Origin of the sequence: uncultured Acidovorax sp. (genome assembly GCF_964021665.1) — a bacterium.
In the GTDB taxonomy this organism is placed as follows: Bacteria; Pseudomonadota; Gammaproteobacteria; order Burkholderiales; family Burkholderiaceae_C; genus Acidovorax; species Acidovorax temperans.
This window is the reverse complement of sequence record NZ_CAXIAK010000031.1, coordinates 1-24,337: the sequence shown is the minus strand read 5'-3', so window position 1 is coordinate 24,337 and position 24,337 is coordinate 1. Positions and strand designations below refer to the sequence as shown.

The following is a 24,337-nucleotide window of genomic DNA, read 5'->3' as shown; positions in this document are numbered from 1 at the left end:
CGCTGCCCAGTCAGCAGCGAAAGAAGTTCACCGGTAACCCTGGCACGCCCACTTCGATGCTGAACAACGCCCCGGCTGGCACGAGGGCTTCGCGCTCTTCCTGGGGCCTTCCTGCGCGTGCAGAGGTGATGTAGAGCGTGCGCAAATCGTCACCGCCGAAGCACACCATCGTCGGGCACTGTACTGGCACTGCAATGCGCTGCAGGACCTTGCCCGCTGGTGAGAGCTGCAGCACGCACGCCCCCTCATACATCGCGACCCAGTAGTTCCCCTCCACATCCACTGCTGCGCCATCGGGCCGCCCGCCGTAGGGCTGGCCTTCCACCTTGCGGTCAAACTGCACCCAGGGGCGACGGTTTGTGATTGCGCCTGTAGCCACATCAAAGTCAAACTGGTCAATGCGATGCTCGGGCGTGTTGGACCAGTACATCGTGTGGTTGTCAGGGCTGAAGGCCAGGCCGTTGGCGGTGAAGTTGTCGCCCGCCATGTGGCGCACGCTGTAGCCCGTGGCGCTGCTGGCATCGGCCTGCAGGCACCACAGTGCGGCATTGGGTGCCGTGCGGGGCGTGATGACTGAGCCCGCCCAAAAGCGGCCCGCGGTATCGCACCGGCCATCGTTCAAGCGCAGAACCGCGGTGTCGTGCTGCTCGGGCGGCAGCAGGGCCAGGCAGGTGAGGGCGGTGGGGTCGGCACTGTCCTTGGCCGTATCCAGAAGATAGAAACCGTTTCGTAACCCGATTACCAGTCGCCCGCCCGCCGCTGGCGCGCAGCAGCCGGGCTCGCTGGGCAGGCGCCATTGCCGATGCTGGCCGGTGCGGGGGCTCCACGCGTGTACCGCAAAGCCCTGGATGTCGCACCAATAGAGCTGCCGTTCCTCGGGGTGCCAGAAGGGGGATTCGCCCAGTTCGGACGGCGGCAGGGGCAGGGTTTGCAGGGACATGGGTTGAAGCGGGGTGGTTATCGAGTTACATTCTAGGGCCTCATACAACGGGCCCCGTCACCCTGCACGGGGCCTTGCCACCCACCGATGGAGACTTCCATGCACCCAGTTGTAGCGCGCGTGACCCAGCGCATTGTCCAGCGCAGCGCAGACACCCGCGGCGCCTACCTTGCAGGCATCGATGCCATGATCGCTCGCAAGCCCGCCCAAGACCGCATGGGCTGCGCCAACCTGGCCCATGCCTATGCGGCGCTGCCAGGTTCCGACAAGTTCAAGGTCACCGTCGAGAAGGCGCCCAACATTGGCATCGTCACGGCCTACAACGACATGCTCTCGGCCCACCAGCCGTACCAAAGCTACCCCGCCGTTTTGCGGGACGAAGCCGCCAAGCTGGGCGCCACAGTGCAAGTGGCGGGCGGTGTGCCCGCGATGTGCGACGGTGTGACGCAGGGCACGCCCGGTATGGAGCTGTCGCTGTTCTCCCGCGATGCCATTGCCATGGCCACTGCGGTAGCGCTATCCCACGATGTGTTTGACGGTGCGCTGCTGCTGGGTGTGTGCGACAAGATCGTGCCGGGCCTGCTGATCGGCGCGCTGCACTACGGCCACTTGCCTTGCGTGTTTGTGCCCGCAGGCCCCATGGGCACGGGCTTGTCAAACAAAGACAAGGCCAAGGTGCGCGAGCAGTATGCGCAGGGGCTGGTGGGACGTGACGAACTGCTCAAGGCCGAGTCTGCCGCATACCACAGCCCCGGCACCTGCACGTTTTACGGCACCGCCAACAGCAACCAGATGCTGCTCGAAGCCATGGGCCTGCATGTGCCCGGCGCGGCGTTCGAGTCGCCCGGCACCCAGGCGCGCGAGGCCTTTACGCGCCAGGCGCTGCGCACCGTGCTCGACATCGGCAAGCGTGGCAACCGCTTCACGCCCATCGGCAAGCTGGTGGACGAGCGCTGCATCGTCAACGCCATGGCCGCACTGCTGGCCACGGGCGGCTCCACCAACCACCTGATCCACTGGGTGGCCATTGCGCGCAGTGCAGGCATCCTGATCGACTGGACGGACTTTGACGAACTTTCGTCCGTGGTGCCGCTGCTGGCCCGTGTGTACCCCAACGGCGAGGCCGATGTGAACCAGTTCCAGGCCGCAGGCGGTCCCGCGTGGATCTTGCGCGAGCTGCTGGCCGGTGGCTTTATGCATGCGGACGTGATAAGCGTGAACGCCGGTGGCATTGCCGCAGGCGGGCAGGGCGCACCGGCCCAGTCGGGCGACGAAAGCGTGCTGCGCCCCGTGTCCAGGCCGTTCTCGCCCACGGGTGGCCTGCGCCTGCTGCAAGGCCGTCTGGGCCGCGCGGTGATCAAGGTGTCAGCGGTGCCGCAAGACCATCACATCATCGAAGCCCCCGCCCGCGTGTTCGATTCGCAAGAGTCCCTGCTCGCCGCCTTCAGTGCGGGCGATGTCAATCAGGACATGGTGGCCGTGGTGCGCTTTCAGGGTCCGCAGGCCAATGGCATGCCCGAGCTGCACAAGCTCACGCCCCCGCTGGCCGTGCTGCAAAACCAGGGTTTCAAGGTGGCGCTGGTGACGGATGGCCGCATGAGTGGCGCATCGGGCAAGGTGCCTGCTGCTATCCACGTCACGCCCGAGGCGCTGGCCGGTGGCCCGTTGGCCAAGGTGCGTGATGGCGACATGGTCCGAGTCGATGCTGTGGCAGGCACGTTGGATGTGCTGGTCGATGAAGCCACCTGGGCTGCCCGCACCCCCGCGCCTTACAACGCCCCCGCGCAAACCGGCTTTGGCCGCGAACTCTTCACCAACTTTCGCCGCCACGCTGGCGGTGCTGAACAAGGAGCCTGCACATGGCTGTAGCAGGAAGCTCCCCCTGAGTCGCTTCGCGCCTTCCCCCTCTCTCGCTGCGCGGGAGGGGAACGCACCCAGTGGCCTGGCAAAGCCAGCTCCACGGGTGCACTGGTATGGCGTCTCGCCAGTTTTGTAGGCCGCTTGCGGCATCCGACACCCAACAAATCAAGGAGCACCAACTTATGAATCCCCTCGACATCGCCAGCCACGGCCCTGTCATTCCCGTCATCGTGATCGACCGCGTGGAAGACGCGCTGCCTCTGGCCGAAGCGCTGCTGGCCGGTGGTGTGAAGGTGCTGGAGGTGACGCTGCGCACTGCTGCTGCGCTGCCAGCCATCGAAGCCATCGCTCGTGATTTGCCCGAAGCCTTGGTGGGCGTGGGCACCGTGCTCAATGCCGACGATGCTCGCCGCGCCAGCGAGGCCGGTGCACGTTTTGCCGTCAGCCCTGGCTACACCTCAGACGTGGGCAATGCCTGCAAGGGGCTTGGCCTGCCGCTGCTGCCAGGCGTGGCAACGTCTGGCGAGATCATGGCCGCGCTGGCCGATGGGTTCTCGTTCCTCAAGCTGTTTCCGGCCGAGGCTGCTGGTGGCATCCCGCTGCTCAAGGCCTGGGCCAGTCCGTTTGGGCAGGTGAGCTTCTGCCCCACGGGGGGCATCAGCCAGGCCACCGCCCCCAACTACCTGGCTTTGCCCAATGTGCGCTGCGTGGGCGGCTCGTGGTTGACGCCCGCAGACGCCATGCGCCAAGGTGACTGGGCGCGTATCACCCAGTTGGCACGCGACACCCACGCTTTGCGCGCGCCGGTCTGAGGGCTTGAAGGGGGAGGGCTGCCCCCCTTACCAGCGTACCTTCACGCGCAGGCCTCCCAGCTCAAGGCTGGTGTCGGTGCTGATCTGCAGCCGATGTATGCGCGCGATGCGCTGCACGATGGACCAGCCCAGGCCGCTGCCCGTCTGGCCTGTGCCCAGCACGCGGAAGAACCGCTCGCCCAGCCGGGCCTGTTGTTCTGGCGCCAGGCCGGGCCCGCTGTCTTCCACGGTCAACTCCGTAGAGCCATGGGCCTGGGCCACCTGCAGTCGCACCTGCGCGCCATTGGGGCTGTAGCGCAAGGCGTTGTCCAGCAAATTGCGCAACAGCATACGGGCAAGGGGCTCGGGTAGTTGAATGTGGAGGGCCGCAGGCAAAGGCTCGGTGATTGCCACTTTCTGCTTCCGGCGCTGCGCGGTGGCGGTGCATTCGGCCACCACGGGACGGATCACGTCGGCCAGCGGCGTGCTGTGGGCGCTGCCTGCGGCCGGTTCTGCATCCAGCCGCGCCAGCTGCAGCAACTGCTCCACCAGGCGTGTGGCGCGGTCGCAGCCCTGCACGGTGGCCTCCAGCGCGCATGCGCGCTCCTGCGAATCTGCTTCGCCCTGTGCCACCTGGGCTTGCATGCGAATCCCGGCGATGGGGGTGCGCAGTTCGTGGGCGGCATCGGCAGTGAACTGCTGTTCGGTGGCCAGCAGCCGGGCTGTGCGTTCAAACAAATCATTCAACGCAGTCACCAGCGGCAACACCTCGGGTGGCACACCCTGGGTGGGTAGCGGCTCCAGCGATTGGGGCTGGCGCGCCGCCACGGCGCGCCCCAACTGCCCCAGCGGGCGCACCGAGCCACGCACGGCCCACCAGATGCCCAGTGCCAGCAGAGGCAAGGCCCATGCCATGGGCTTGAGGATGCTGGTGAGGCTGGCCAGGATGATTTCTTCGCGCACCGATTGCCGCTCGCCCACCAGAATGCGCACATCGCTTTCGCGCCCCTGGGTCACAAACACGCGCCATGCCTTGCCGTCCGCGGTGCTGTCGGCAAAGCCCCGTTTGCGCCGCTGCGTCAGGGGCTCTTGCGGCGCACTGGCCGATCGGGCCAGCAGCTGCCCCTCATGCCACAGCTGGAACACCACGCGGGGCTGGTGCTTGTCCAGCAGGTCGCTGACTTCGTCATCGGTCTCATGCCAGGCCAGCGCGGCCGCAGTAGCCCAGGCCACAACCACCAGCGCCAGCACGGTCATCAGCAGCCGCGCCTGCAACGAACGCGGCGTGCGCGTTGATGTGGTGCCGCTCATGCCTGCTCCCGCGGAATGCGGTAGCCCACGCCACGCACGGTTTCGATCAATCCGGCGCCCAGCTTGCGGCGCAGGTGGTAGATGTGCACTTCCACCGCATTGCTGTTGATCTCGCTGCCCCACTCGTACAGTCGTTGCTCCAGCTGTTCGCGGCTGAGCACGCGGCCCGCATTCAGCATCAGGGCGTGCAGCAGGTCGTATTCGCGGTTGGAGAGTTCCACAGGCTGGCCTTGGGCCAGCACCTGGTGTGCAGCAGGGTCCAGCACCACATCGCCCGCAGCCAGGCTGGTGTCGCTTTGCCCATGGGCGCGGCACACCAGTGCGCGCAGGCGGGCGGCCAGTTCAAGCAGGTCGATGGGTTTGATGAGGTAATCGTCCGCGCCCGCGTCCAGCCCTTCGATGCGGGCGGGCACGGCGTCACGGGCGGTGAGCACCAGCACGGGCGTGGTGTTGCGGCGTGCCCGCGTCTGGCGCAGCACCTCCATGCAGTCCTGGCGGGGCAAGCCCAGGTCGAGCACTGCGGCCTGGTAGGCGCCGGTGGCCAGTTCCCGCGCTGCCGCCACGCCATCGCGCACCCAATCCACCTGAAAGCCGTGCTGCGCCAAGCCCGCACGGATGCCCGAGCCCAGGAGTTCATCGTCTTCTGCCAGCAGGATACGCATGGGCGCTTTCAGTCAGTCGTCATCGTCGTGATTCTCGCTCCAGCCCCAGCTGGGGGCGGCGGGTTGCACCGGCGCGTTGTTCCATTGCCAGGCCCAGAACCCCAGCACGCAGGCCAACACCAGGGCCGCCAAAGCGCGGTGGTTGTGTTTGGCCAAGTCGGGGCCAGGCCCTTGTACACGGCCAGTCAGCATGGGCAGCGCCTGGTTCTTGCGGCGCAGCGCGCTCAAAAGGGCGATCAGCCCCACATGCACCAGCACCACCATCAGCATCGCGTTGCCGAAGAACTCGTGCACCTCTTCCAGCCATTCGCCGCCCCATTCATCCCACACGGCGTAGCCGCTGAGGGTGAGCGGGATGATGCATACCAAAATCAGCCCTACAGCCAGTGCCATCAGCAGGTTTTGCCCGGGCCGCCAGGCGGCCTGCAGTGCCGATGGTGAGCGCACGGCGACTAGCGACTGCAACCAGGCGGGCAACCCCTGCAGCTTGCGCCACAGCACGGACAGGCGCACCTGCCGGGGGCCGAACAGCCCCCACAGCGCCCGTGCCACCAGTAGCCCCGCCAGGGTGTAGCCCAGCGTGACGTGCACCAGCCGCCAGCGCTCCCCATCGGCGGTGATGTAGGCTCCGGTGAAGCTCAGCGCCATCAGCCAGTGCAGCATGCGGGTGGCGGCATCCACCACGCGGCGGGTGGCGGGGCGGGGCGTGGTGGCCGATGAGGGCGCAGATGGGGCCGACCCGGACGGTGCGGGTGGCGCGTTGTGGGGAAGGCTGTTGCTGGTCATGCGGGTACTCACTTGGGAATGCGGACGCGGTCGTCGTCAAAGTCACCCTGGTCGGCCCGGGTGTGGCACGCCATGCAGTTGGCGCGGCTGCCGATGGAAGCGCGCTTCCACACGGCGGGTTCGATGTCGCGGTGCTTGCCTTCAAACCATGCAGACTGGGTGATGCGATCTTGCGGAGGTGCCTCGCGCACACGCTTGTAGGTGCCGGCATGGGCTTCCAGCCACACGCTGATCTGCCGCACCATGGCGGGGTTCAGCGATGCGTCGGTGCCGTAGTGCTGGTACAGGCCCTTCATCATCCGGCTCCAGGAGCTGGCGCGCAGGCGTGGTGGGCGGGTTGCCGTGGCATGACGCACACGACCATTCACCACCGTGGCGGCTGTTGAAGAAAACGCGCCCCCGCTCGGCACTGACAGCGGTGCCAGAAGCATCGCTGAAGCGCTGCATTCGCGAGGCGGCCGTGGTGTCGCCAGCGTGTGCCAGGGGGGCCAACGCAGCCAGCAACAGAGGGGCTGCGATGCGTGCGAAGAGGGGGCGGTGTGCTGTTGTCATGCCGCTATGGTGCGGCGCGGGCATGAAGAATGGCTTAACAACCCGTTCATGCGGCGTTCAGCTTGGCCCCACGGCTGTTTGGCGTGGTTGATGCCGAAAGTGGCTCTAGCGCCCGTGTGGTAAGCGCTGCATGCTATGAAATTTGATGTGATTTGGCGATAGCTCATCGCCGCAAGGCAGAGCGGTCCGCTGTTTGCGGCAGCACATCCAGCACCGCCATAAAAAAAGCCTGCAGGCCGTGAGACCTGCAGGCTTTGGGCTAGGGCACCGTGGAATGCCCGCCAGGCAATTACATGCCCATGCCGCCCATACCACCCATGCCGCCCATGTCAGGCATGCCAGCAGCAGGTGCGTCGTCCTTTGGAGCCTCAGCCACCATGGCTTCGGTCGTCAACAGCAGCGAAGCCACGGAAGCGGCGTTCTGCAGAGCTGTACGGGTCACCTTGGTGGGGTCCAGGATACCCATTTCGATCATGTCGCCGTAGGTGTCGTTGGCAGCGTTGAAGCCGTAGTTGCCCTTGCCGTTCAGCACAGCGTTCACCACCACCGATGGCTCGCCACCAGCGTTGTAAACGATCTCGCGCAGAGGCGCTTCGATGGCCTTCAGGATCAGCTTCACGCCGGCGTCCTGGTCAGCGTTGTCGCCCTTGATCTCGCCAGCCGCTTGGCGTGCGCGCAGCAGAGCCACGCCACCACCGGCCACGATGCCTTCTTCCACCGCAGCGCGGGTAGCGTGCAGGGCGTCTTCCACGCGGGCCTTCTTTTCCTTCATTTCGACTTCGGTCGCAGCGCCGACCTTGATCACTGCCACGCCGCCGGCCAGCTTGGCCACGCGCTCTTGCAGCTTTTCACGGTCGTAGTCGCTGGTCGCTTCTTCGATCTGGATGCGGATTTGCTTCACGCGGGCTTCGATGTCGGCAGCGGCACCAGCACCGTCGATGATGATGGTGTTTTCCTTGCCCACTTCGATGCGCTTGGCTTGGCCCAGGTCGGCCAGAGTCACCTTCTCCAGGCTCAGGCCCACTTCTTCAGCGATGACCTTGCCGCCCGTCAGGATGGCGATGTCTTCCAGCATGGCCTTGCGACGGTCGCCGAAGCCAGGAGCCTTCACAGCCACAACCTTCAGGATGCCGCGGATGGTGTTCACCACCAGAGTTGCCAGGGCTTCGCCTTCGACTTCTTCAGCAATGATCAGCAGGGGACGGCCAGCCTTGGCGACTTGTTCCAGCGTGGGCAGCAGGTCACGGATGTTGCTGATCTTCTTGTCGAACAGCAGCACGAAGGGGTTGTCCAGCAGAGCGGCTTGCTTTTCTGGGTTGTTGATGAAGTAGGGCGACAGGTAGCCGCGGTCAAACTGCATGCCTTCCACGACATCCAGCTCGTTTTGCAGGGACTTGCCGTCTTCCACGGTGATCACGCCTTCCTTGCCGACCTTGTCCATGGCGTCAGCAATGATCTGGCCGATGGAAGCGTCAGAGTTGGCGGAGATCGAACCCACTTGGGCGATTTCCTTGGAAGTGGTGGTGGGCTTGGAAGCCTTCTTCAGCTCTTCCACCAGGGCAGTCACGGCCTTGTCGATACCGCGCTTCAGGTCCATGGGGTTCAGGCCAGCGGCCACGTACTTGGAGCCTTCGCGCACGATGGCTTGGGCCAGCACGGTAGCGGTGGTGGTGCCGTCACCAGCGTTGTCGGAAGTCTTGGAAGCCACTTCCTTCACGAGCTGGGCGCCCATGTTCTGCAGCTTGTCCTTCAGTTCGATTTCCTTGGCCACGGACACGCCGTCCTTGGTCACGGTAGGGGCGCCGAACGAGCGCTCCAGCACCACGTTACGACCCTTGGGGCCCAGCGTGACCTTGACCGCGTTGGCCAGGATGTTCACGCCTTCAACCATGCGAGCGCGGGCTTCGCCGCCGAAAACTACGTCTTTTGCTGCCATGTTTGGCTCCTAGAAATGTCTAAAAATTCGTGAAACAGATGACTGTGTCGAGAAAAGAATTGCGTAGCGAGCGGTTCACAGGCGAGGCGGACGGAGCGCAGGAACCGGAACGTACTTGTCTAGTACGTGAGGATTCCGAGCACCGCCCAACGACGCCTGTGGACCGCGCAGTAGCAATTACTTCTCGACAACGGCGAAGAGGTCGTCTTCCTTCATGACCAGCAGCTCGTCGCCGTTGACCTTGACGGTCTGGCCCGAGTACTTGCCGAACAGAACGCGGTCGCCGACCTTCACGTTCAGGGCGATCACTTCACCCTTGTCGTTCTTCTTGCCGGGGCCCACAGCCAACACTTCACCTTGATCGGGCTTTTCGGCGGCGTTGTCAGGAATCACGATGCCGGAAGCGGTCGTGGTTTCGCTTTCAATACGCTTGACGATCACGCGATCGTGCAGAGGGCGAAGGTTCATTGCATTGCTCCTGTTTCAGTAAAAAAAGCTGATAACTCGGCTCCCGCGATTGCTGGAGCCCGATGACTGCCTGCAGAGAGTGTTAGCACTCGTCTGCGGTGAGTGCTAATGATACGGGCATTTGTGGCCATTTCAAGACACCCCCCCAGAACATGGGGGAAGAAGGCTTCTCCTCTCCGGTTCCGCCCGCGCCCGTCAGGTCGTGCCGCCCAGCATCAGAGCCAGGTTCTGCACCGCCGCCCCCGAGGCGCCCTTGCCCAGGTTGTCAAACACGGCGGTCAGCAGCACCTGGCCGTGGCGGGCGTTGCTGAACACCCCCAGCCGCAGCTGGTTGGTGCCGTTCAGGGCCTGTGGGTCCAGGTGCTCGGCCGCTTCGGTGGTGGCGGGAGGCATCACCTCGACAAAGGGGGCGTCGGCATAGTGCTGCTGCAGGCAGGCGTGCAGATGTTCGCCTTGTGTGCCCGGCGCGAGCAGCCGCAGATGCAGCCCGATGGTCAGCACGATGCCCTGGCGGAAGGCACCGTACGAGGGCAAGAAAAACGGGCGCTGCGACAGCCCGGCGTATTGTGCGATTTCGGGCGTGTGTTTGTGCTCCAGCTGCAGCCCATAGACCTGGAAGGCGGGCGCATGGGCTGCCTCGGGGCCTTCGTGGGCTTGCACGCGGGCACGTCCGCCGCCGGAGTAGCCCGACACCGCATGGATGTTGAGCGCATGGTCGGCAGGCAACAAGCCGGCCTGCACCAGGGGCCGCAGCAGGGCGATAGCGCCTGTGGGGTAGCAGCCGGGGTTGCTGACGCGTTGCGCGTTGGCGATGCGCGCGGCCTGCGCCGCGTCCATTTCCGGAAAGCCGTAAACCCATTGCGCGTCCGTGCGGTGGGCCGAGCTGGCGTCGATCACGCGCACGGCGGGGTTGTGGATGGCGGCGACTGCTTCGCGGGCGGCAGCGTCGGGCAGGCACAGGATGGCGATGTCGCAACTGTTGATGGCTTCGGCGCGGCGGGTGGGGTTCTTGCGGTCGGACTCGGGCAGTGTCAGCAACTGCAGGTCGGTGCGGCCGTGCAGGCGCTGGTGGATTTGCAGGCCGGTGGTGCCTTGGTCGCCGTCAATAAAAACAAGGGGCTGATTGGTCATGGTGCTGATTCCTGGCAGGGGGATGTGGAATCTTCGGCGCCGGTCTAAACTTTGAAAAGTTGAATTTCACAAACGTCAAGATCAGTTCTGCTGAACGTCATGCGCGAACTCAATCTCGACCGGCTGCGCACCCTGGTCACCATCGCTGACCTCGGGTCTTTTGCCGAAGCGGCCCGCACGCTGCATCTGGCACCTCCCACCGTCAGCCTGCACATTGCCGACCTAGAGGCGTTGATTGGCGCGCCGTTGCTGGTGCGCAAGCGGGGCGAGGTGCGGCCGTCCGGCGCGGGCGAGGTGCTGGTGGAGCGGGCCCGGCGCCTGCTGGCCGATGCCGACGAGGCCATGGACCTGGTGCGGCGCCAGGTGCAGGGGCTGGAGGGGCGGGTGCGCCTGGGCGCATCCACCGGCGCCATCGCGCACCTGCTGCCCCAGGCGCTGGAGGTGCTGGGCAAGCACCACCCCGGCATCGATGTGCAGGTGGTGGTGCTCACGTCACAGGAGACCGTGTCGCGGCTGGGGCTGGGCACGCTGGACGTGGGCCTGGTGGCCTTGCCTATGGCCGCGGTGCGCGGGGTGACGGTGATGCCCTGGCGGCGCGACCCGGTGATGGCGTTCGTCCCCTCCGCTTGGGCGGCACCCCGCAGGGTCACGCCCCAGTGGCTGGCGGGGCAGCCGTTGATCCTTAATGACGACGGCACCAGCCTGCCGCGCCTGACGAGCGAATGGCTGGCCCTGGCGGGCGAGCAACCCAAGGCGCGCATACAGCTCAACTACAACGATGCCATCAAGAGCCTGGTGGCTGCGGGCTATGGAGCCACGCTGCTACCGCACGAGGCATCCACCGCCACGCCGCTGGACCCGCGCATCCGCATGCTGCCGGTGCAACCCCGGCTGTGGCGCCCCCTGGGCATCGCCCACCGCGCGGGCCCGGTAGAGCGCGCCACCCAGCATGTGTTGGATGTACTGTGGCAGCAGAAGCAGGTGTGACGCGAAGCGCAACCGGCATTGCGCGGCCCCAGGCGGCTGCCATCGCTCAGGCCGCGTCGTCCCCGATGAGCAACCGGGTGTCAGACACATAGCGGTGCGGCGGTACCTCCAGGTTGGTGGGCGCGGGCTTGTTCTTGAAGACGCGGCCCGCCAGGTCGAAGGTGGAGCCGTGGCAGGGGCAAAAGAAACCCCCCTGCCATTGGTCGCCCACGCTGGGGTTGCTGGTGCCTGCGGGCACGGCGGTGGGAGAGCAGCCGAGGTGCGTGCAGATACCCACCGTGACAAACACCTCTGGGCGGATGGAGCGTTGCGGGTTGCGGGCGTACTCGGGTTGCTGGTCCTTGCGCGAGGCCGGGTCGGCCAGCGCGGCGTCTTGCTGGGGCAGGGCGGCCAGCATTTCGGGCGTACGCCGCATGATCCACACGGGCTTGCCGCGCCATTCCACCGTCTTCACGCCACCGGGCGGCAGGTCGCCGATGTCCACCTCCACACCGGCGCCCATGGCCCGTGCGCGTTCGCTGGGGGCCAGGCTGGACACCAGGGCCACTGCAACCCCTGCCGCCGCCACGCAGCCCGTGGCCGCTGTCAGCAGGACCAGCTGCCGACGCTCTGCGGAGGGATCGCCGTCGGTGCCTAGAAGGGAACCATTCTGTGTAGCGGGGAGGAGGGCCATGGGGCGCTTTCAGAGAGAGGTAGGACTGGCCGTGGCGCCGAGAGGGGGCTCGACGGGGTGACGGCCACCGCCCGCAACGCTGCGGGCGGCAATGCTTTACCGCAAACGACGTGTCATCACTCGCAAGACCGGCCTGCCATGGCGCGCTCTGCATGAAAAGCCTGTGAATTCAATGGGTTGCGCGCGCGATGTCGGGTTGGCAGGTGCGCCGCAGGCTCGGCAGCGGCCGGATTCACTGCCACCTGGTCTGCCAAATCGGCTGCCAACTGCCATCCATTGCAGTCCCCATGGCAAAGATCAAAGGCCCGTCGGCGAAACCGGTGCACCGTCGGTGCTTTTGCCTGTACGAGGTTTTTTGCCATGCCCCGTCTCCCCGCGCCGCCCGCCGAACTGGTGTCTTTTCTGGAAGGGCTGCCCGATCCGCACATCCTGCTGGACGACCGCTATCGCATCCTGGCGGTCAATGGGGCTTATCGCCGCCAGTTCGGTGCATCGGGCGGTGCGGAGGGCAGCGTGGTGGGGCGCACCTGCCATGCCGTGTCCCACCACGCCAGCGTGCCCTGTGACCAGGCGGGCGAGTCCTGCCCACTGGCGCAGGCGCGCGCTTCGGGGTAACGCGAACGGGTGCTGCATGTGCACCACACGGCCCAGGGCGAGGAATATGTACAGATCGAGCTGGCGCCGCTGGTGGGTGAAGACGGCAACACGGGGTTCTTTGTCGAAAAGATGGTGCCTTTGCCGGTGGCGGCGCAGCCGGTGCCGTCCGCGCAGGGGCTCATCGGGCGTTCGCCCGCTTTCCAGAAGATGCTGGGCCTGGTGGCGCGGGTGGCACCCTCGCGGGCTGCGGTGTTGTTGCTGGGAGAGTCGGGCACGGGCAAGGAGCTGGTGGCCCATGCCGTGCACCAGGGCAGCCTGCGCGCGCGGCGTGCGCTGGTGCCCGTGGACTGCTCCAGCCTGCCCGTGGCGCTGTTCGAGTCCGAGCTGTTCGGGCATGAGAAAGGGGCGTTCACCGGCGCGGCCCAGGCCCGGCCGGGCCTGGTGGAGGCGGCAGACGGCGGCACGCTGTTTCTGGATGAGGTGGGCGACATCCCCCTGCCACTGCAGGTCAAGCTGCTGCGCCTGCAGGAGACCGGCACTTACCGCCGCGTGGGCAGCACCGAGCTGCGGCATGCCGACCTGCGCGTGGTGTCGGCCACGCACCGCAACCTGCAGCACATGGTGGCCGCAGGGCGCTTTCGTGAAGACCTGTACTACCGCCTGAGCACTTTTCCCATCCACCTGCCACCGCTGCGCGAACGCCAGGGCGATACCAGCCCTGCTGGCACGCGCGCTGCTGGAGCGTGTGGCGCCCCCGCGCCGGGCGCTGCAGCTGTCTGGCGCTGCGCTGGCCTTGCTGGAGGCACAGCCTTACCCCGGCAATGTGCGGGAGCTGCGCAACCTGCTGGAGCGCACCGCCTTGCTGTGTGATAGCGACACCATCGGCGCGGAGCATGTGCAGCAAGCGCTTGCCTGCGGCCTGCCGCCGCTCGCGGGTGCTGTGGAGGAGGGGGCAGGGGAGCCGCGTGCATCGGCGGCGTTGGCCGGGTCGTCACGCCAACGACGCTTGCTGGACGACGAGGCCCTGCGAGAGGCACTCGCCGTTCACCAGGGCAGTCGCGCAGCGCTGGCGCAGCAGCTGGGCATCAGCGAGCGATCGCTGTATCGGCGGCTGAAAGCCTTGGGCGCTTGACGCCCATATGTAAAGAAATCGGCCTCAGGCGCATACGTTGATTGCGCCAGCAGCTATTGTTTATATAGCGTCTGGTGTGCCGTGCCTGCCTAGACCACCGCATCGGGCGCCAGCGCGCTCAGCACCATGCGCACGATCAGCTCTTCGGCCTTTTCGTAGTCGCGCTCGGTCAGGGCGGGCTTGCCCAGCAGCAGGGCGAACTGGGCCTCCTGCTCCGCATACGCCTGGGTCACGGACCAGATGATGAACATGAGGTGCGTGAAGCTGACCTTGGCAATGCGGCCCTCGCGCGCCCAGCGCTCGAAGGTGCGCACCTCGGTCTTGAGCAGCGGCGCCACCCGTTCGGTGATGGCCGTGCCATACCGTGGTGCACCCGCAATCACCTCTTTGGTGAACACCTTGGCGCCCTGGGGGCGCGTGCGCGAGTAGTGCAGCTTGGCGCGGATGTAACGCCGCAGCGCTTGCTGCGGGTCGTCGCTGTGCGACAGGTCTTCCATGCCCGCCAGCCACTGGGTGAGCACGTCATCCAGCACCCGCTGGTACAGCGCCTCCTTGCTCGGGAAGTAGTACAGCAGGTTGTGGCGGCTGATGCCGATGGCGGCGGCAATGCTCTCCAGCGAGGCGCCCTCAAAACCGAATTGCGCAAACTGGTTCTCCGCCTCGGTGAGGATGCCTTGCTCCTTGAGCAAGCGCGACGCCGTGGGTGCGCGGGGCGCGGACTCGTCAAGTGCGGGCGGGCGGGCCACCTTGCGGGGGCGGGGGGCGGGGTTGGCAGGGGACGGGCGGGCTGCAGTCATTGCACCATTGTGGAACAAGCCGGGGCCTGAAAACTGGCAATTGGCTGGCTGGAGGTTGGCACGCTGTTTGCTGTAGGGATTTTACCAATTGGTAAATTTTTACGGGTTGGTAAATTGACCCACAACGCAGGGCACCGCCGCACCAAAGCAGCGGGCACCTGCACCCCACAGCGAGGACCACGATGAAACCTCCGAAGTTTGCGGGCACCAGCACCCACGCTGGTGCCGCATTGGTTGGCGCCACTGGCTGGCGCTCCAACGCTGCGCGGCGTGCGCTTGCACGCCCCCTGGGCGCCCAGACCCCCACCCTCACCCTCTCGGAGGAAACCTGATGGACACACCCGCAAGCCGTGCCTGCGGCATTCATGCCGCACGTCTGAACCTGGCCGACTACGCCGTCAACTTCGGCGACGCGCACCCGCCGCTCACCCGGGCGCAGGCGCTGATCGAGGCCGAGCGCTGCTACTACTGCCACGACGCCCCCTGCGCCACGGCCTGCCCCACGGGCATCGACATCCCATCGTTCATCCACCGCATTGCGCAGGACAACAACCGGGGCGCCGCCCGCGTCATCCTGGAGGCCAACCCCCTGGGCGGCATGTGCGCCCGCGTGTGCCCCACCGAGGTGCTGTGCGAGCAGGCCTGCGTGCGCAATACCAACGAAGACAAGCCCGTGGAGATCGGCTCGCTGCAGCGCTACGCCACGGACGCATTTTTTGAAAAGCCCGGTGCACCGCTGTTCCAGCGTGCAGCCGCTACTGGCAAACGCGTGGCCGTGGTGGGCGCAGGGCCTGCGGGCCTGGCCTGCGCACATGGCCTGGCCGTGCGCGGGCATGACGTGGTGCTGTTCGAGGCACGCCCCAAGCTCGGAGGCCTCAATGAATATGGCCTGGCCAGCTACAAGACCACGAACAACTTCGCACAGAAGGAAGTGGAGTGGCTGCTGTCCATCGGTGGCATTGAGGTGCGCACCGGCCAGCAACTGGGCCGTGACATCACGCTCGACGGCCTGCTGGGCGCGTTCGACGCCGTGTTCCTGGGCCTGGGCCTGCAGGGCGTGAACGCGCTGGGCGTGGCCGAGCCCACGGCCACCGGCTTGCGCAATGCAGTGGATTTCATTGCCGAGCTGCGCCAGAGCACTGACCTCTCCGCCCTGCCCGTGGGCCGCCGCGTGGTGGTGATTGGCGGCGGCATGACGGCGGTGGACGCCGCCGTGCAGTCGCGCAAGCTGGGCGCGGAAGAAGTGACCATCGTCTACCGCCGGGGCGCCGAGGCCTTGTCGGCATCGGCCGTGGAACAACAATGGGCGCAGACGAACGGCGTGACCATTCGCCACTGGGCCGCACCGAAAGAGGTGCTGAGCGAAGGCGGCGCGGTGAAGGGTGTGCGTTTTGCCGCCACGGCACTGAGCGGCGGCAAGCTGGTGGAAACCGGCGAGACCTTCACGCTCGAAGCCGACATGGTGCTCAAGGCCATTGGCCAGACCTTTGTGGCCGAGCCCGTGGGCAGCCGCATTGCGCTGGAGGGCGGGCGCATCGCCACCGATGCCGAAGGCCAGACCAGCCTGCCACGTGTGTGGGCCGGTGGCGACTGCCGCGTGGGCGGCCGCGACCTCACGGTGGAGGCGGTGGAGCACGGCAAGGTCGCCGCTGTCTCCATCCACACCGCATTGATGGCTTGAACTCCTTCCACCCAGTTTTCACGGGAGCACCCCATGGCAGACATTCGCAGCAATTTTCTGGGCATCCAAAGTCCCAACCCCTTCTGGCTGGCCTCCGCACCACCCACCGACAAAGAGATCAACGTCACCCGCGCCTTCGAGGCGGGCTGGGGCGGTGTGGTATGGAAGACGCTGGGCGAAGACCCACCGGTGGTCAACGTCAACGGCCCGCGCTACTCCACGCTGATGTCGCAAGACCGCCGCGTGATCGGCCTGAACAACATTGAGCTGATCACCGACCGGCCCCTGCACACCAACCTGGAAGAGATCAAACGCGTCAAACGCAACTGGCCTGACCGGGCCATGATCGTCTCGCTGATGGTGCCCTGCGTGGAGGAGAGCTGGAAGAACATCCTGCCGCTGGTGGAAGACACCGGTGCCGACGGCATTGAACTCAACTTCGGCTGCCCGCACGGCATGAGCGAGCGTGGCATGGGCGCAGCCGTGGGCCAAGTGCCTGAATACATCCAGATGGTCACGGCCTGGTGCAAGCACTACAGCAAGCTGCCGGTGATTGTGAAGCTCACGCCCAACATCACCGATGTGCGTCACCCGGCGCGCGCGGCCAAGGCGGGCGGGGCCGATGCCGTGTCGCTCATCAACACCATCAACTCCATCATGGGCGTGGACCTGGACCGCATGGTGATGAGCCCGAGTACCGACGGCTGGGGATCGCACGGCGGCTACTGCGGCCCGGCCGTCAAGCCCATTGCGCTGAACATGGTGGCCGAGATTGCGCGCGACGCACAGACCGCCGGTCTGCCCATCAGCGGCATTGGCGGCATCACCACCTGGCGCGATGCGGCCGAGTACATCGCGCTGGGCTGCGGCACGGTGCAGGTGTGCACCGCCGCCATGGTCTATGGCTTCAAGATCGTGCAGGACATGTGCGATGGCCTGTCCAACTTCATGGATGAGCACGGCTACGCCACGCTCGACGACTTCAAGGGCCAGGCCGTGCCCACGGTAAAGGACTGGAAGAACCTCAACCTCAACCACATCGAAAAAGCCGTCATCAACCAGGACGCCTGCATCCAGTGTGGCCGCTGCCATGTGGTGTGCGAAGACACCTCGCACCAGGCCATCACCTTCACCAAGGAAGGCGGCGTGCGCAAGTTCGAAATCAACGAGGCCGAGTGCGTGGGTTGCAACCTGTGCGTGTCGATCTGCCCCGTGCCCGAGTGCATCACCATGCGCGCGCTGGAGCCGGGCGAGGTGGATGTGCGCACGGGCAAAAAGGTGACGGGCGAATACGCCAACTGGACCACGCACCCCAGCAACCCGCAGCGCGCGTCTGCAGCCGCTTGATATGTGCCCCTGCGTGCGTGTGCCACAGACCCTGCAAGGCGTTGTGACAGCACCCGTTGTGGTGCCGATTTGCAACGCATGCTGCACTGCATCTGGTGCAGTTCTTGCGTGATCTCTAGCATCGCTCGCTTCCTTTGCCCGCCATCTGCCAGCGTGAGGGCGCTGGAACAGACAGCGGGTTGTGTGCAACCCCAACGACGTCTTTGACAGGAGTACAGGCATGACCAACAGTACCGGCAGCGCGGCCCATGTGGCGGGGCTGATGCCCCGCGATGCATCCAACACGCTCGCCAATGAAGATCTGCTCCCCACCACCGCCGCGCAGCGACACTGGACGTGGAAGGACTTTGCCGCACTCTGGGTGGGCATGGTCGTGTGTGTGCCCACCTACACCATGGCCAGTTCCATGCTGGACCAGGGCTTCACCTGGCAGATGGCGGTGTGGCTGGTGTTCCTGGCCAACTGCATCGTGCTGGTGCCCATGGTGCTCATCGGGCGCGTGGGGCCCCGGTACGGCGTGCCGTTCCCGGTGCTGGCGCGGGCATCGTTTGGCGTGAAAGGCGCCAACCTGCCCGCTGTGCTGCGCGGGCTGGTGGCCTGTGGCTGGTTCTCCATCAACTGCTACTTTGGCGCGCTGGCGCTGCATGGGTTTCTCAACATCCTGGGTATGAATCTGGCGGGACCGGCCGATGGGCAGACCATCAGCACCTCGCAGTTCATGTGCTTTCTGGCGTTCTGGGCGGTGCACATCTGGTTCATCTGGAAGGGCCCGGAGTCCATCCGCATGCTGGAGGTGATTGCGGCGCCGCTGATGATCATTGCGTCCATCGCGCTGGTGGTGGTGCTGGTGATGAAGGTGCCCTCGGGCCAGTTGTTTAACCTGCCCGCCAAGGTGGTCGAAGGCGGCCCCAAGACCTGGGCAGCGCTCACGGGCCTGGTGGGCTTCTGGGCCACGCTGGCGCTCAACATTCCGGACTTCACCCGCTTTGCCAAATCGCAGAAGGACCAGGTGGTGGGCCAGGCCATCGGCCTGCCGATTCCCATGGCGCTTTTCTCCATGGTGGGCGTGATCGGCTTCTCTGCCTCGGCCATCCTGTACGGCAAGGCCCAGCTGTTCCCTGATGGTCTGCTCACGCAGATGGGCAGCGTGGCCGCAGGCCTGGGTCTGCTGGTGATCTTGCTCGCCAACCTCACGACCAACGTTGCCGCCAATCTGGTGTCGCCGTCGTATGACTTCAGCCAGTGCGCGCCGTCCAAGATCAGCTTCCGCATGGGCGGCCTGATCGCTGCGGGCATCGGCCTGCTGTTCATGCCCTGGAAGCTGCTGGCCACCTCGGGCGGCTACCTGTTCACCTGGCTGGGCGGCTACGGCACGCTGCTGGGCGCCATCGCGGGCATTCTGCTGGTGGACTACTACCTGGTGCGCAAGAGCGAGCTGAAGGTGGACGACCTGTACCGCCGTGGCGGTGAATATGAGTACAGCAACGGCTGGAACCTGCAAGCCCTGATCGCGTTTGCACTGGGCGTGCTGCCCTGCCTGCCGGGCTACCTGGCCGTGTCGGGTGTGGTGGACAAGGCGGGCATGCCTGCCATCTGGCTGTCGTTGTTCGACTCGGGCTGGTTTTTCAGCCTGGCAGTGGCCGGCACCTACTACTACCTGACGGCCAAGAAGAAGTGATGCCCCGGACCCTGCCTGGGTCTGGTGCCAGTGCAGGGTCCCTTTCTTTGAATTGATCTGTATCCCTGAAGGAGACCCCCATGAGCCAAGCCCTTGTGATCCGCGGTGGCACCGTGGTCAACGCCGACCGTGAACAGCGCGCCGATGTGTTGTGCGTCAATGGCCGCATCGTGGCCGTGGGGGAGGACGCTGCGGCGCAGGCCCCTGCGCGTGCGCAGACGCTGGACGCCAGCGGCCAGTACGTGCTGCCCGGCGGCATTGACCCGCACACGCACATGCAATTGCCGTTCATGGGCACCGTCACCATGGACGACTTTTTCACCGGTACCGCTGCCGCGCTGGCGGGCGGCACCACGAGCATCATCGACTTCGTGATCCCCGACCCGCAGGAGCCGCTGATGGACGCCTACCGCAAGTGGCGCAGCTGGGCCGAAAAATCTGCGGCCGACTATTCTTTCCACGTCGCCGTCACCTGGTGGAGCGAGCAGGTGCGCGCCGACATGGGTACGTTGGTGCAGCAGGAGGGGGTGAACAGCTTCAAGCACTTCATGGCCTACAAGAACGCCATCATGTGCGACGACGAAACCCTGGTGAACAGCTTCAAGCGCGCGCTCGAACTCGGCGCCATGCCCACGGTGCACGCCGAGAACGGTGAGCTGGTGTACCTGCTGCAGCAGGAGGTCGCCAAGATGGGCATCACCGGCCCCGAGGGTCACCCGCTTTCGCGCCCCCCCATGGTCGAGGCCGAGGCCGCCAACCGCGCCATCGCCATTGCCGACGTGCTGGGCGTGCCCATCTACGTGGTGCACGTGAGCTGCATGGAGTCGGCCGACGCCATTGCCCGCGCCCGCGCGCGCGGCCAGCGCGTCTACGGCGAGGTGCTGGCCGGCCACCTGCTGGTGGACGACAGCGTGTACCGCGACCCCGACTTTGCCAAGGCCGCCGCCTATGTGATGAGCCCGCCCTTCCGCCCCAAGGGCCACCAGGAGGCGCTGTGGCGCGGCCTGCAGTCCGGCCAGCTGCACACTACGGCCACAGACCACTGCACCTTCTGCGCTGCGCAAAAAGCCATGGGCAAAGAAAACTTCGCCAAGATCCCCAACGGCACCGGCGGCGTGGAAGAGCGCATGGCCACGCTGTGGGATGGCGGCGTGAACACCGGGCGCCTCACCCCCAGTGAGTTCGTGGCCATTACCTCGGCCAACGCGGCCAAGCTGTTCAACATCTACCCGCGCAAGGGCTACATCGGCGAAGGTGCCGACGCCGACCTGGTGCTGTGGGACCCGCAAGGCACCAAGACCTTCTCGGCCAAGACCCAGTTCAGCAAGGGTGACTTCAACATCTTTGAAGGCCGCACCGTGCGCGGCATCCCAAGCCACACCGTGAGCCAGGGCCGCGTGGTGTTTGCCAACGGCGACCTGCGCGCCGAGCAGGGCAAGGGCCGCTACATCAAGCGCCCGGCGTTTGGCGCCAACTTCCAGGCCGTGCAGAAGCGCGCGCAGGACCTTGCCCCCACAGCGGTTACCCGCTGAACCGACGGAGAACAACACCATGGACACCAAAGTCAAACCCAACATCGAAAACCTGCGCATCAACGGCCAGCGCCTGTGGGCTTCGCTCATGGAGCTGGCGCAGATCGGCGCCACCCCCAAGGGCGGCGTGTGCCGCCTGACCCTCACCGACCTGGACAAGCAGGGCCGCGACCTCGTCACCCGCTGGGCGCGCGAAGCGGGCATGACGGTCACCATCGACAAAATCGGCAACGGCTTCATGCGCCGCCCCGGCCGCAACAACAGCCTGCCGCCCATCATGACCGGCAGCCACATCGACACCCAGCCCACGGGCGGCAAGTTCGACGGCAACTACGGCGTGCTCGCGGGCATCGAAGTGGTGCGCACCCTCAACGACCACGGCATCGAAACCGAAGCCCCCATCGAAGTCGCGTTCTGGACCAACGAGGAAGGCAGCCGTTTTGTTCCGGTGATGATGGGCTCCGGCGTATTCGCCAAGGCCTTCACGCTGGAACACGCCTACGCCGCCACCGACACCGAAGGCAAGACCGTGAAGGGCGAGCTGGAACGCATCGGCTACATCGGCGACCAGGACCCGGGCGACCACCCCATCGGCGCCTACTTCGAGACCCACATCGAACAAGGCCCCGTGCTGGAAGACAACGACAAGACCATTGGCGTCGTCAGCGGCGTGCTGGGCATCCGCTGGTTTGACTGCACCGTCACCGGCATGGAAGCCCACGCAGGCCCCACCCCCATGGCCCTGCGCAAGGACGCCATGCTGGCCGCCACGCGCATCATGCAGGACGTGGTGGCAGCAGCCCACCGCCACCCGCCGCATGGCCGGGGCACCGTGGGCATGGTGCAGGTGTTCCCCAACAGCCGCAACGTGATTCCAGGCCGGGTCAAGTTCAGCATCGACCTGCGCAACAGCACGGACGAACTGGTCGACGCCATGGCCGCCGAGGTCAAGGCGTTTGCCGACCAGGTCGCCAAGGAACACGGCGTGCAGGTGCACATCGAGATGGTGTCCAGCTACCCCGCGCAATTGTTCCAGCCCGAGTGCGTGGAGGCCGTAGGACGCGCCGCGGCCAAGCTGGGCTACAGCCACATGCCTGCCGTCTCGGGTGCCGGGCACGACGCCGTCTACATGGCCAAGCTCGCGCCCAGCGGCATGATCTTCATCCCCTGCAAGGACGGCATCAGCCACAATGAGATCGAGGACGCGAAACCCGAGCACATCGAGGCGGGGTGCAATGTGCTGCTGCATGCCATGCTGGAGCGGGCGGGGACTTAGTGCTATAGAAAATATAGCTGTTTGGGCATGATTCTGTAGCGCTTGCACCCGTTTTTCTACCAAACGGGTGAAGCGGTTCAGTCCAGCTTCGTCAGCCCCAGAAAGTGGTCCAGCATGTGGAAGTGGTCTTCAAAGAACTCTTCTTCCATGCCTGCCAGCTGGTCGATGCGTGTCCACTGCACCAGCATCGCGTCGTCATCGGCCTGCACCAGCGGAAACGGCGCGTCCCCCAGGTCGAAGTAGTGCGCATGCGTGATAGTGCGGCCGCGCTGGCTGCGGTCGGGGTGGTCAAACACGGCCACCGATTGCAGTGCGGCGTGCAGGGCGGCTTCGGGCACGTCGCAGTGGGTTTCTTCTGCTAATTCGCGCAGGCACGATTGCCACACGGTTTCTCGCTGCTCAATGAAGCCGCCGGGGACTGCCAGCTGGCCTTTGCCGGGCGCGTGGGCGCGGCGAATCAGCAGCACATGGTCCTGGCAGCGCAGCACGGCGTCCACCGTCACAAACACCGGCGGGTAGGGCGCTGCGGCCCAGGCGTCGCGGTAGCTGTGCAGCATGCGCCATTCTTCCTGCAGAGCGGGATAGTGCTCGGTGTGGGCGAACTGCTGCAGCGTGGCGATGGTGCTGGCGGGAATCTCCGCTGCCAAGGGCGCGAGGGCTTGGCCCACGGTGTCGGGCGTGGCGTTGAAGTACGCGTCGCGGATGGTGGTGGCGTCCATCTGGCCCTGGCGGGGCAGGTCGACGAGGGTCCAGCCCGGGAAGGCGCGCAGGTAGCTGCTGGTGGCGTCTTTGAAGTGGCCCACCAGCGCGATGCGCGCCCCCGGCGGCGTGTGTTGCGCCACACCGGCCCGCACCGCCTGCACCCAAACGGCTTCGTTGTAATAGTCCCGCACCGGCAGCACCTGTACACGGGCGCGGTCTGGCGCTGGCAGTGCTTCGCGCAGCATGGCCTCGCGCTCTTGCCAGGTGAACGGGTTTTTGGGGGAGCGGGGCTGCCAGGCAGAGCCCACCACCACGATGACCCGAGGGGCCTGGCGCAGGGCCTCTTGTAGCAGAGCAAGGTGGCCACTGTGCACGGGTTCAAAGCGGCCGATCAGAAGGGCGGTATCGTGCATGGGTCTCCAGCATTTTTATAAAAAAGAGCCTCGCGCGCTTGATTTATGAGCGCAAGCAGCTATGTTTTTTATAGTGATTTTACCGGGTGACTACGGGCCGCCTCTTCGCGACTGCAGGCGGGGCGTGGCGCCAGGCGCATACGCATCGGTGCGATGCGTACGTTGCACCAACGCCGCAGGCCTGCAATGCGCGTTCACTCCGCCGTCGTGCAGTCTTCGGGCCGCACGGCCAATTCGGCTTTGGCAGTGTCGTATTCGTTCAGGTAGTCGCGTGCCAATGCGCTTTTTTGAGCGTCGGTCAGCAGCTTGCCTGCCATCTGAAAAAAGCGCTGCTCCTCTTCACGCAGGTGGTGTTCCACTTTTTCTGTCAACTTGCGCGCAAGGGGCAACCAGGCGGGGCTGGACGCTGCGGTGGTCTCCAGCGCCTCCACCAGTTCATCGATCTGGTGGTGCTCTGCGATCGCGTGGCGTGACAGGTCGATGCCTGCATCATGCTGCATGAGCGGGATGTAGAAGTGCCTGTCTTCCGCCAGCGCATGCACTGCCAGTTCGCCCTTGAGGGCCTGGAACAGGGTGTGCCGTTCAACCGTGTCGCCATGGGTCTTGAGCAGCAGGGCAGACAGATGCCGCTGAACGGTATGGCTTTGGCGCAAGGCCTCAAAGATGTTCATGCGCTGCATCACTTGATCGCCCGGCTGACGGCACCAGCGGCCTTGAAGGCCAGGACCACAAAAATCAAGGTCAGTATCAGAAACACGACAAACAGCACCTTGGCAATGCCTGCCGCTCCTGCTGCCACCCCGGTGAAGCCCAGGGCGCCGGCGACCAGTGAAATCAGTGCAAAGACGATGGCGTACTTCAGCATGGCGTTCTCCTCGTTCTGGGGCTGCGACGCGCGGCCCGTTGGGTAGCACGATAGGGGAATGGGCATTGGGGTGCTGTAGGCGCAGCCGGTGAGCAGATGTAGGAGGCGAGGGCGATCAGTCCATGCTGTGCTCGGTCATAAGGCCAAAGAAAAAGGGGCCCGGATGCCAATGCCGCTCAGTTAAGTCTGAGCGGCATTTTTTTGACGGGATACTGGGTCT

Annotated in this window: 23 protein-coding genes and 2 pseudogenes; 11 read left to right on the top strand and 14 right to left on the bottom strand. The window is 65.6% G+C overall.

Annotation, left to right across the window (positions count from 1 at the left end):
* Positions 1-10 precede the first annotated feature (10 nt).
* Positions 11-940: an SMP-30/gluconolactonase/LRE family protein gene (locus AADJ04_RS08900; RefSeq protein WP_341239390.1), complete on the bottom strand. Its 930-nt coding sequence runs from the start codon at positions 938-940 to the stop codon at positions 11-13.
* Between the two features lie 99 nt (positions 941-1,039).
* On the opposite strand from AADJ04_RS08900, the gene edd reads away from it, so the two are divergent.
* Positions 1,040-2,809 carry a phosphogluconate dehydratase gene (edd, locus tag AADJ04_RS08895; RefSeq protein WP_341239389.1) on the top strand — a complete coding sequence of 590 codons (1,770 nt, stop codon included), beginning with the start codon at positions 1,040-1,042 and terminating at the stop codon, positions 2,807-2,809.
* Between the two features lie 173 nt (positions 2,810-2,982).
* On the top strand, positions 2,983-3,612 hold the full coding sequence (eda, locus tag AADJ04_RS08890; RefSeq protein ID WP_207374787.1) for a bifunctional 4-hydroxy-2-oxoglutarate aldolase/2-dehydro-3-deoxy-phosphogluconate aldolase: 630 nt from the start codon (positions 2,983-2,985) through the stop codon (positions 3,610-3,612).
* A gap of 27 nt (positions 3,613-3,639) precedes the next feature.
* Here eda and AADJ04_RS08885 read toward each other — a convergent pair whose 3' ends face one another.
* The 8 genes and pseudogenes from AADJ04_RS08885 to argC all read right to left on the bottom strand — a co-directional run bounded on the left by AADJ04_RS08885 (position 3,640) and on the right by argC (position 10,437).
* Positions 3,640-4,902 carry an ATP-binding protein gene (locus AADJ04_RS08885; RefSeq protein ID WP_207374786.1) on the bottom strand — a complete coding sequence of 421 codons (1,263 nt, stop codon included), beginning with the start codon at positions 4,900-4,902 and terminating at the stop codon, positions 3,640-3,642.
* Complete coding sequence (locus tag AADJ04_RS08880; RefSeq protein ID WP_341239388.1) at positions 4,899-5,564, bottom strand: winged helix-turn-helix domain-containing protein; 666 nt, start codon at positions 5,562-5,564, stop codon at positions 4,899-4,901. Before AADJ04_RS08880 ends, AADJ04_RS08885 begins: the two co-directional genes overlap by 4 nt.
* Positions 5,565-5,576: 12 nt before the next feature.
* Positions 5,577-6,350, bottom strand: a complete 774-nt coding sequence (locus AADJ04_RS08875) for a cytochrome b/b6 domain-containing protein (protein WP_341239387.1) — start codon at positions 6,348-6,350, stop codon at positions 5,577-5,579.
* Between the two features lie 8 nt (positions 6,351-6,358).
* On the bottom strand, positions 6,359-6,646 hold the full coding sequence (locus AADJ04_RS08870; RefSeq protein WP_341239386.1) for a hypothetical protein: 288 nt from the start codon (positions 6,644-6,646) through the stop codon (positions 6,359-6,361).
* Between the two features lie 68 nt (positions 6,647-6,714).
* Positions 6,715-6,797, bottom strand: a pseudogene (locus AADJ04_RS08865) (cytochrome C); the annotation flags it as partial.
* A gap of 394 nt (positions 6,798-7,191) precedes the next feature.
* The gene (gene groL, locus AADJ04_RS08860) at positions 7,192-8,838 is read right to left on the bottom strand and encodes a chaperonin GroEL (protein ID WP_067511848.1); all 1,647 of its coding nucleotides are present in this window, start codon (positions 8,836-8,838) and stop codon (positions 7,192-7,194) included.
* Positions 8,839-9,015: 177 nt separating this feature from the next.
* A complete protein-coding gene (locus tag AADJ04_RS08855) occupies positions 9,016-9,306 on the bottom strand; it encodes a co-chaperone GroES (RefSeq protein ID WP_015012625.1) in 291 nt (96 codons plus the stop codon).
* A gap of 195 nt (positions 9,307-9,501) precedes the next feature.
* Positions 9,502-10,437, bottom strand: coding sequence for an N-acetyl-gamma-glutamyl-phosphate reductase (gene argC / locus AADJ04_RS08850; RefSeq protein ID WP_341239385.1), 936 nt, complete (start codon positions 10,435-10,437; stop codon positions 9,502-9,504).
* Positions 10,438-10,536: 99 nt separating this feature from the next.
* On the opposite strand from argC, the gene AADJ04_RS08845 reads away from it, so the two are divergent.
* A complete protein-coding gene (locus tag AADJ04_RS08845) occupies positions 10,537-11,424 on the top strand; it encodes a LysR family transcriptional regulator (protein ID WP_341239384.1) in 888 nt (295 codons plus the stop codon).
* Between the two features lie 46 nt (positions 11,425-11,470).
* Here AADJ04_RS08845 and petA read toward each other — a convergent pair whose 3' ends face one another.
* Positions 11,471-12,097 (bottom strand): ubiquinol-cytochrome c reductase iron-sulfur subunit, encoded by a 627-nt coding sequence (petA, locus tag AADJ04_RS08840; protein WP_341239383.1) that lies wholly within the window; start codon positions 12,095-12,097, stop codon positions 11,471-11,473.
* A gap of 360 nt (positions 12,098-12,457) precedes the next feature.
* Here petA and AADJ04_RS08835 point away from each other — a divergent pair, with 360 nt between their 5' ends.
* Both AADJ04_RS08835 and AADJ04_RS08830 read left to right on the top strand, forming a co-directional pair.
* Positions 12,458-12,712, top strand: a complete 255-nt coding sequence (locus AADJ04_RS08835) for a PAS domain-containing protein (protein WP_341239382.1) — start codon at positions 12,458-12,460, stop codon at positions 12,710-12,712.
* A gap of 9 nt (positions 12,713-12,721) precedes the next feature.
* Positions 12,722-13,826: pseudogene (locus tag AADJ04_RS08830) on the top strand (sigma 54-interacting transcriptional regulator).
* A gap of 89 nt (positions 13,827-13,915) precedes the next feature.
* On the opposite strand, the gene AADJ04_RS08825 reads toward AADJ04_RS08830, so the two are convergent.
* Positions 13,916-14,623: a TetR/AcrR family transcriptional regulator gene (locus AADJ04_RS08825; RefSeq protein WP_207374777.1), complete on the bottom strand. Its 708-nt coding sequence runs from the start codon at positions 14,621-14,623 to the stop codon at positions 13,916-13,918.
* 182 nt (positions 14,624-14,805) lie between these two features.
* Between AADJ04_RS08825 and AADJ04_RS08820 the strand changes: the two genes are divergently transcribed.
* From AADJ04_RS08820 to AADJ04_RS08795, 6 genes are all read left to right on the top strand, one after another.
* Positions 14,806-14,955: a hypothetical protein gene (locus tag AADJ04_RS08820; RefSeq protein WP_207374776.1), complete on the top strand. Its 150-nt coding sequence runs from the start codon at positions 14,806-14,808 to the stop codon at positions 14,953-14,955.
* Complete coding sequence (locus AADJ04_RS08815; protein ID WP_207374775.1) at positions 14,955-16,304, top strand: NAD(P)-dependent oxidoreductase; 1,350 nt, start codon at positions 14,955-14,957, stop codon at positions 16,302-16,304. The genes AADJ04_RS08820 and AADJ04_RS08815 overlap by 1 nt, the downstream gene beginning before the upstream one ends.
* 33 nt (positions 16,305-16,337) lie before the next feature.
* Entirely contained in the window at positions 16,338-17,651 is a 1,314-nt protein-coding gene (preA, locus tag AADJ04_RS08810; protein WP_273623653.1) for an NAD-dependent dihydropyrimidine dehydrogenase subunit PreA, read from the top strand.
* A gap of 220 nt (positions 17,652-17,871) precedes the next feature.
* Positions 17,872-19,329 carry an NCS1 family nucleobase:cation symporter-1 gene (locus AADJ04_RS08805; RefSeq protein WP_273623651.1) on the top strand — a complete coding sequence of 486 codons (1,458 nt, stop codon included), beginning with the start codon at positions 17,872-17,874 and terminating at the stop codon, positions 19,327-19,329.
* Between the two features lie 80 nt (positions 19,330-19,409).
* Positions 19,410-20,861: a dihydropyrimidinase gene (hydA, locus tag AADJ04_RS08800; RefSeq protein WP_284466552.1), complete on the top strand. Its 1,452-nt coding sequence runs from the start codon at positions 19,410-19,412 to the stop codon at positions 20,859-20,861.
* A 19-nt stretch (positions 20,862-20,880) separates the two neighbouring features.
* Positions 20,881-22,137, top strand: coding sequence for a Zn-dependent hydrolase (locus AADJ04_RS08795; protein ID WP_207374167.1), 1,257 nt, complete (start codon positions 20,881-20,883; stop codon positions 22,135-22,137).
* Positions 22,138-22,214: 77 nt separating this feature from the next.
* On the opposite strand, the gene AADJ04_RS08790 is transcribed toward AADJ04_RS08795, so the two are convergent.
* From AADJ04_RS08790 to AADJ04_RS08780, 3 genes are all read right to left on the bottom strand, one after another.
* Entirely contained in the window at positions 22,215-23,252 is a 1,038-nt protein-coding gene (locus AADJ04_RS08790; protein ID WP_341239381.1) for a bifunctional nicotinamide-nucleotide adenylyltransferase/Nudix hydroxylase, read from the bottom strand.
* A 194-nt stretch (positions 23,253-23,446) separates the two neighbouring features.
* Positions 23,447-23,923 carry a hemerythrin domain-containing protein gene (locus AADJ04_RS08785; RefSeq protein WP_341239380.1) on the bottom strand — a complete coding sequence of 159 codons (477 nt, stop codon included), beginning with the start codon at positions 23,921-23,923 and terminating at the stop codon, positions 23,447-23,449.
* A gap of 8 nt (positions 23,924-23,931) precedes the next feature.
* Complete coding sequence (locus AADJ04_RS08780) at positions 23,932-24,117, bottom strand: DUF1328 domain-containing protein (protein ID WP_060987675.1); 186 nt, start codon at positions 24,115-24,117, stop codon at positions 23,932-23,934.
* Positions 24,118-24,337: the final 220 nt, after the last annotated feature.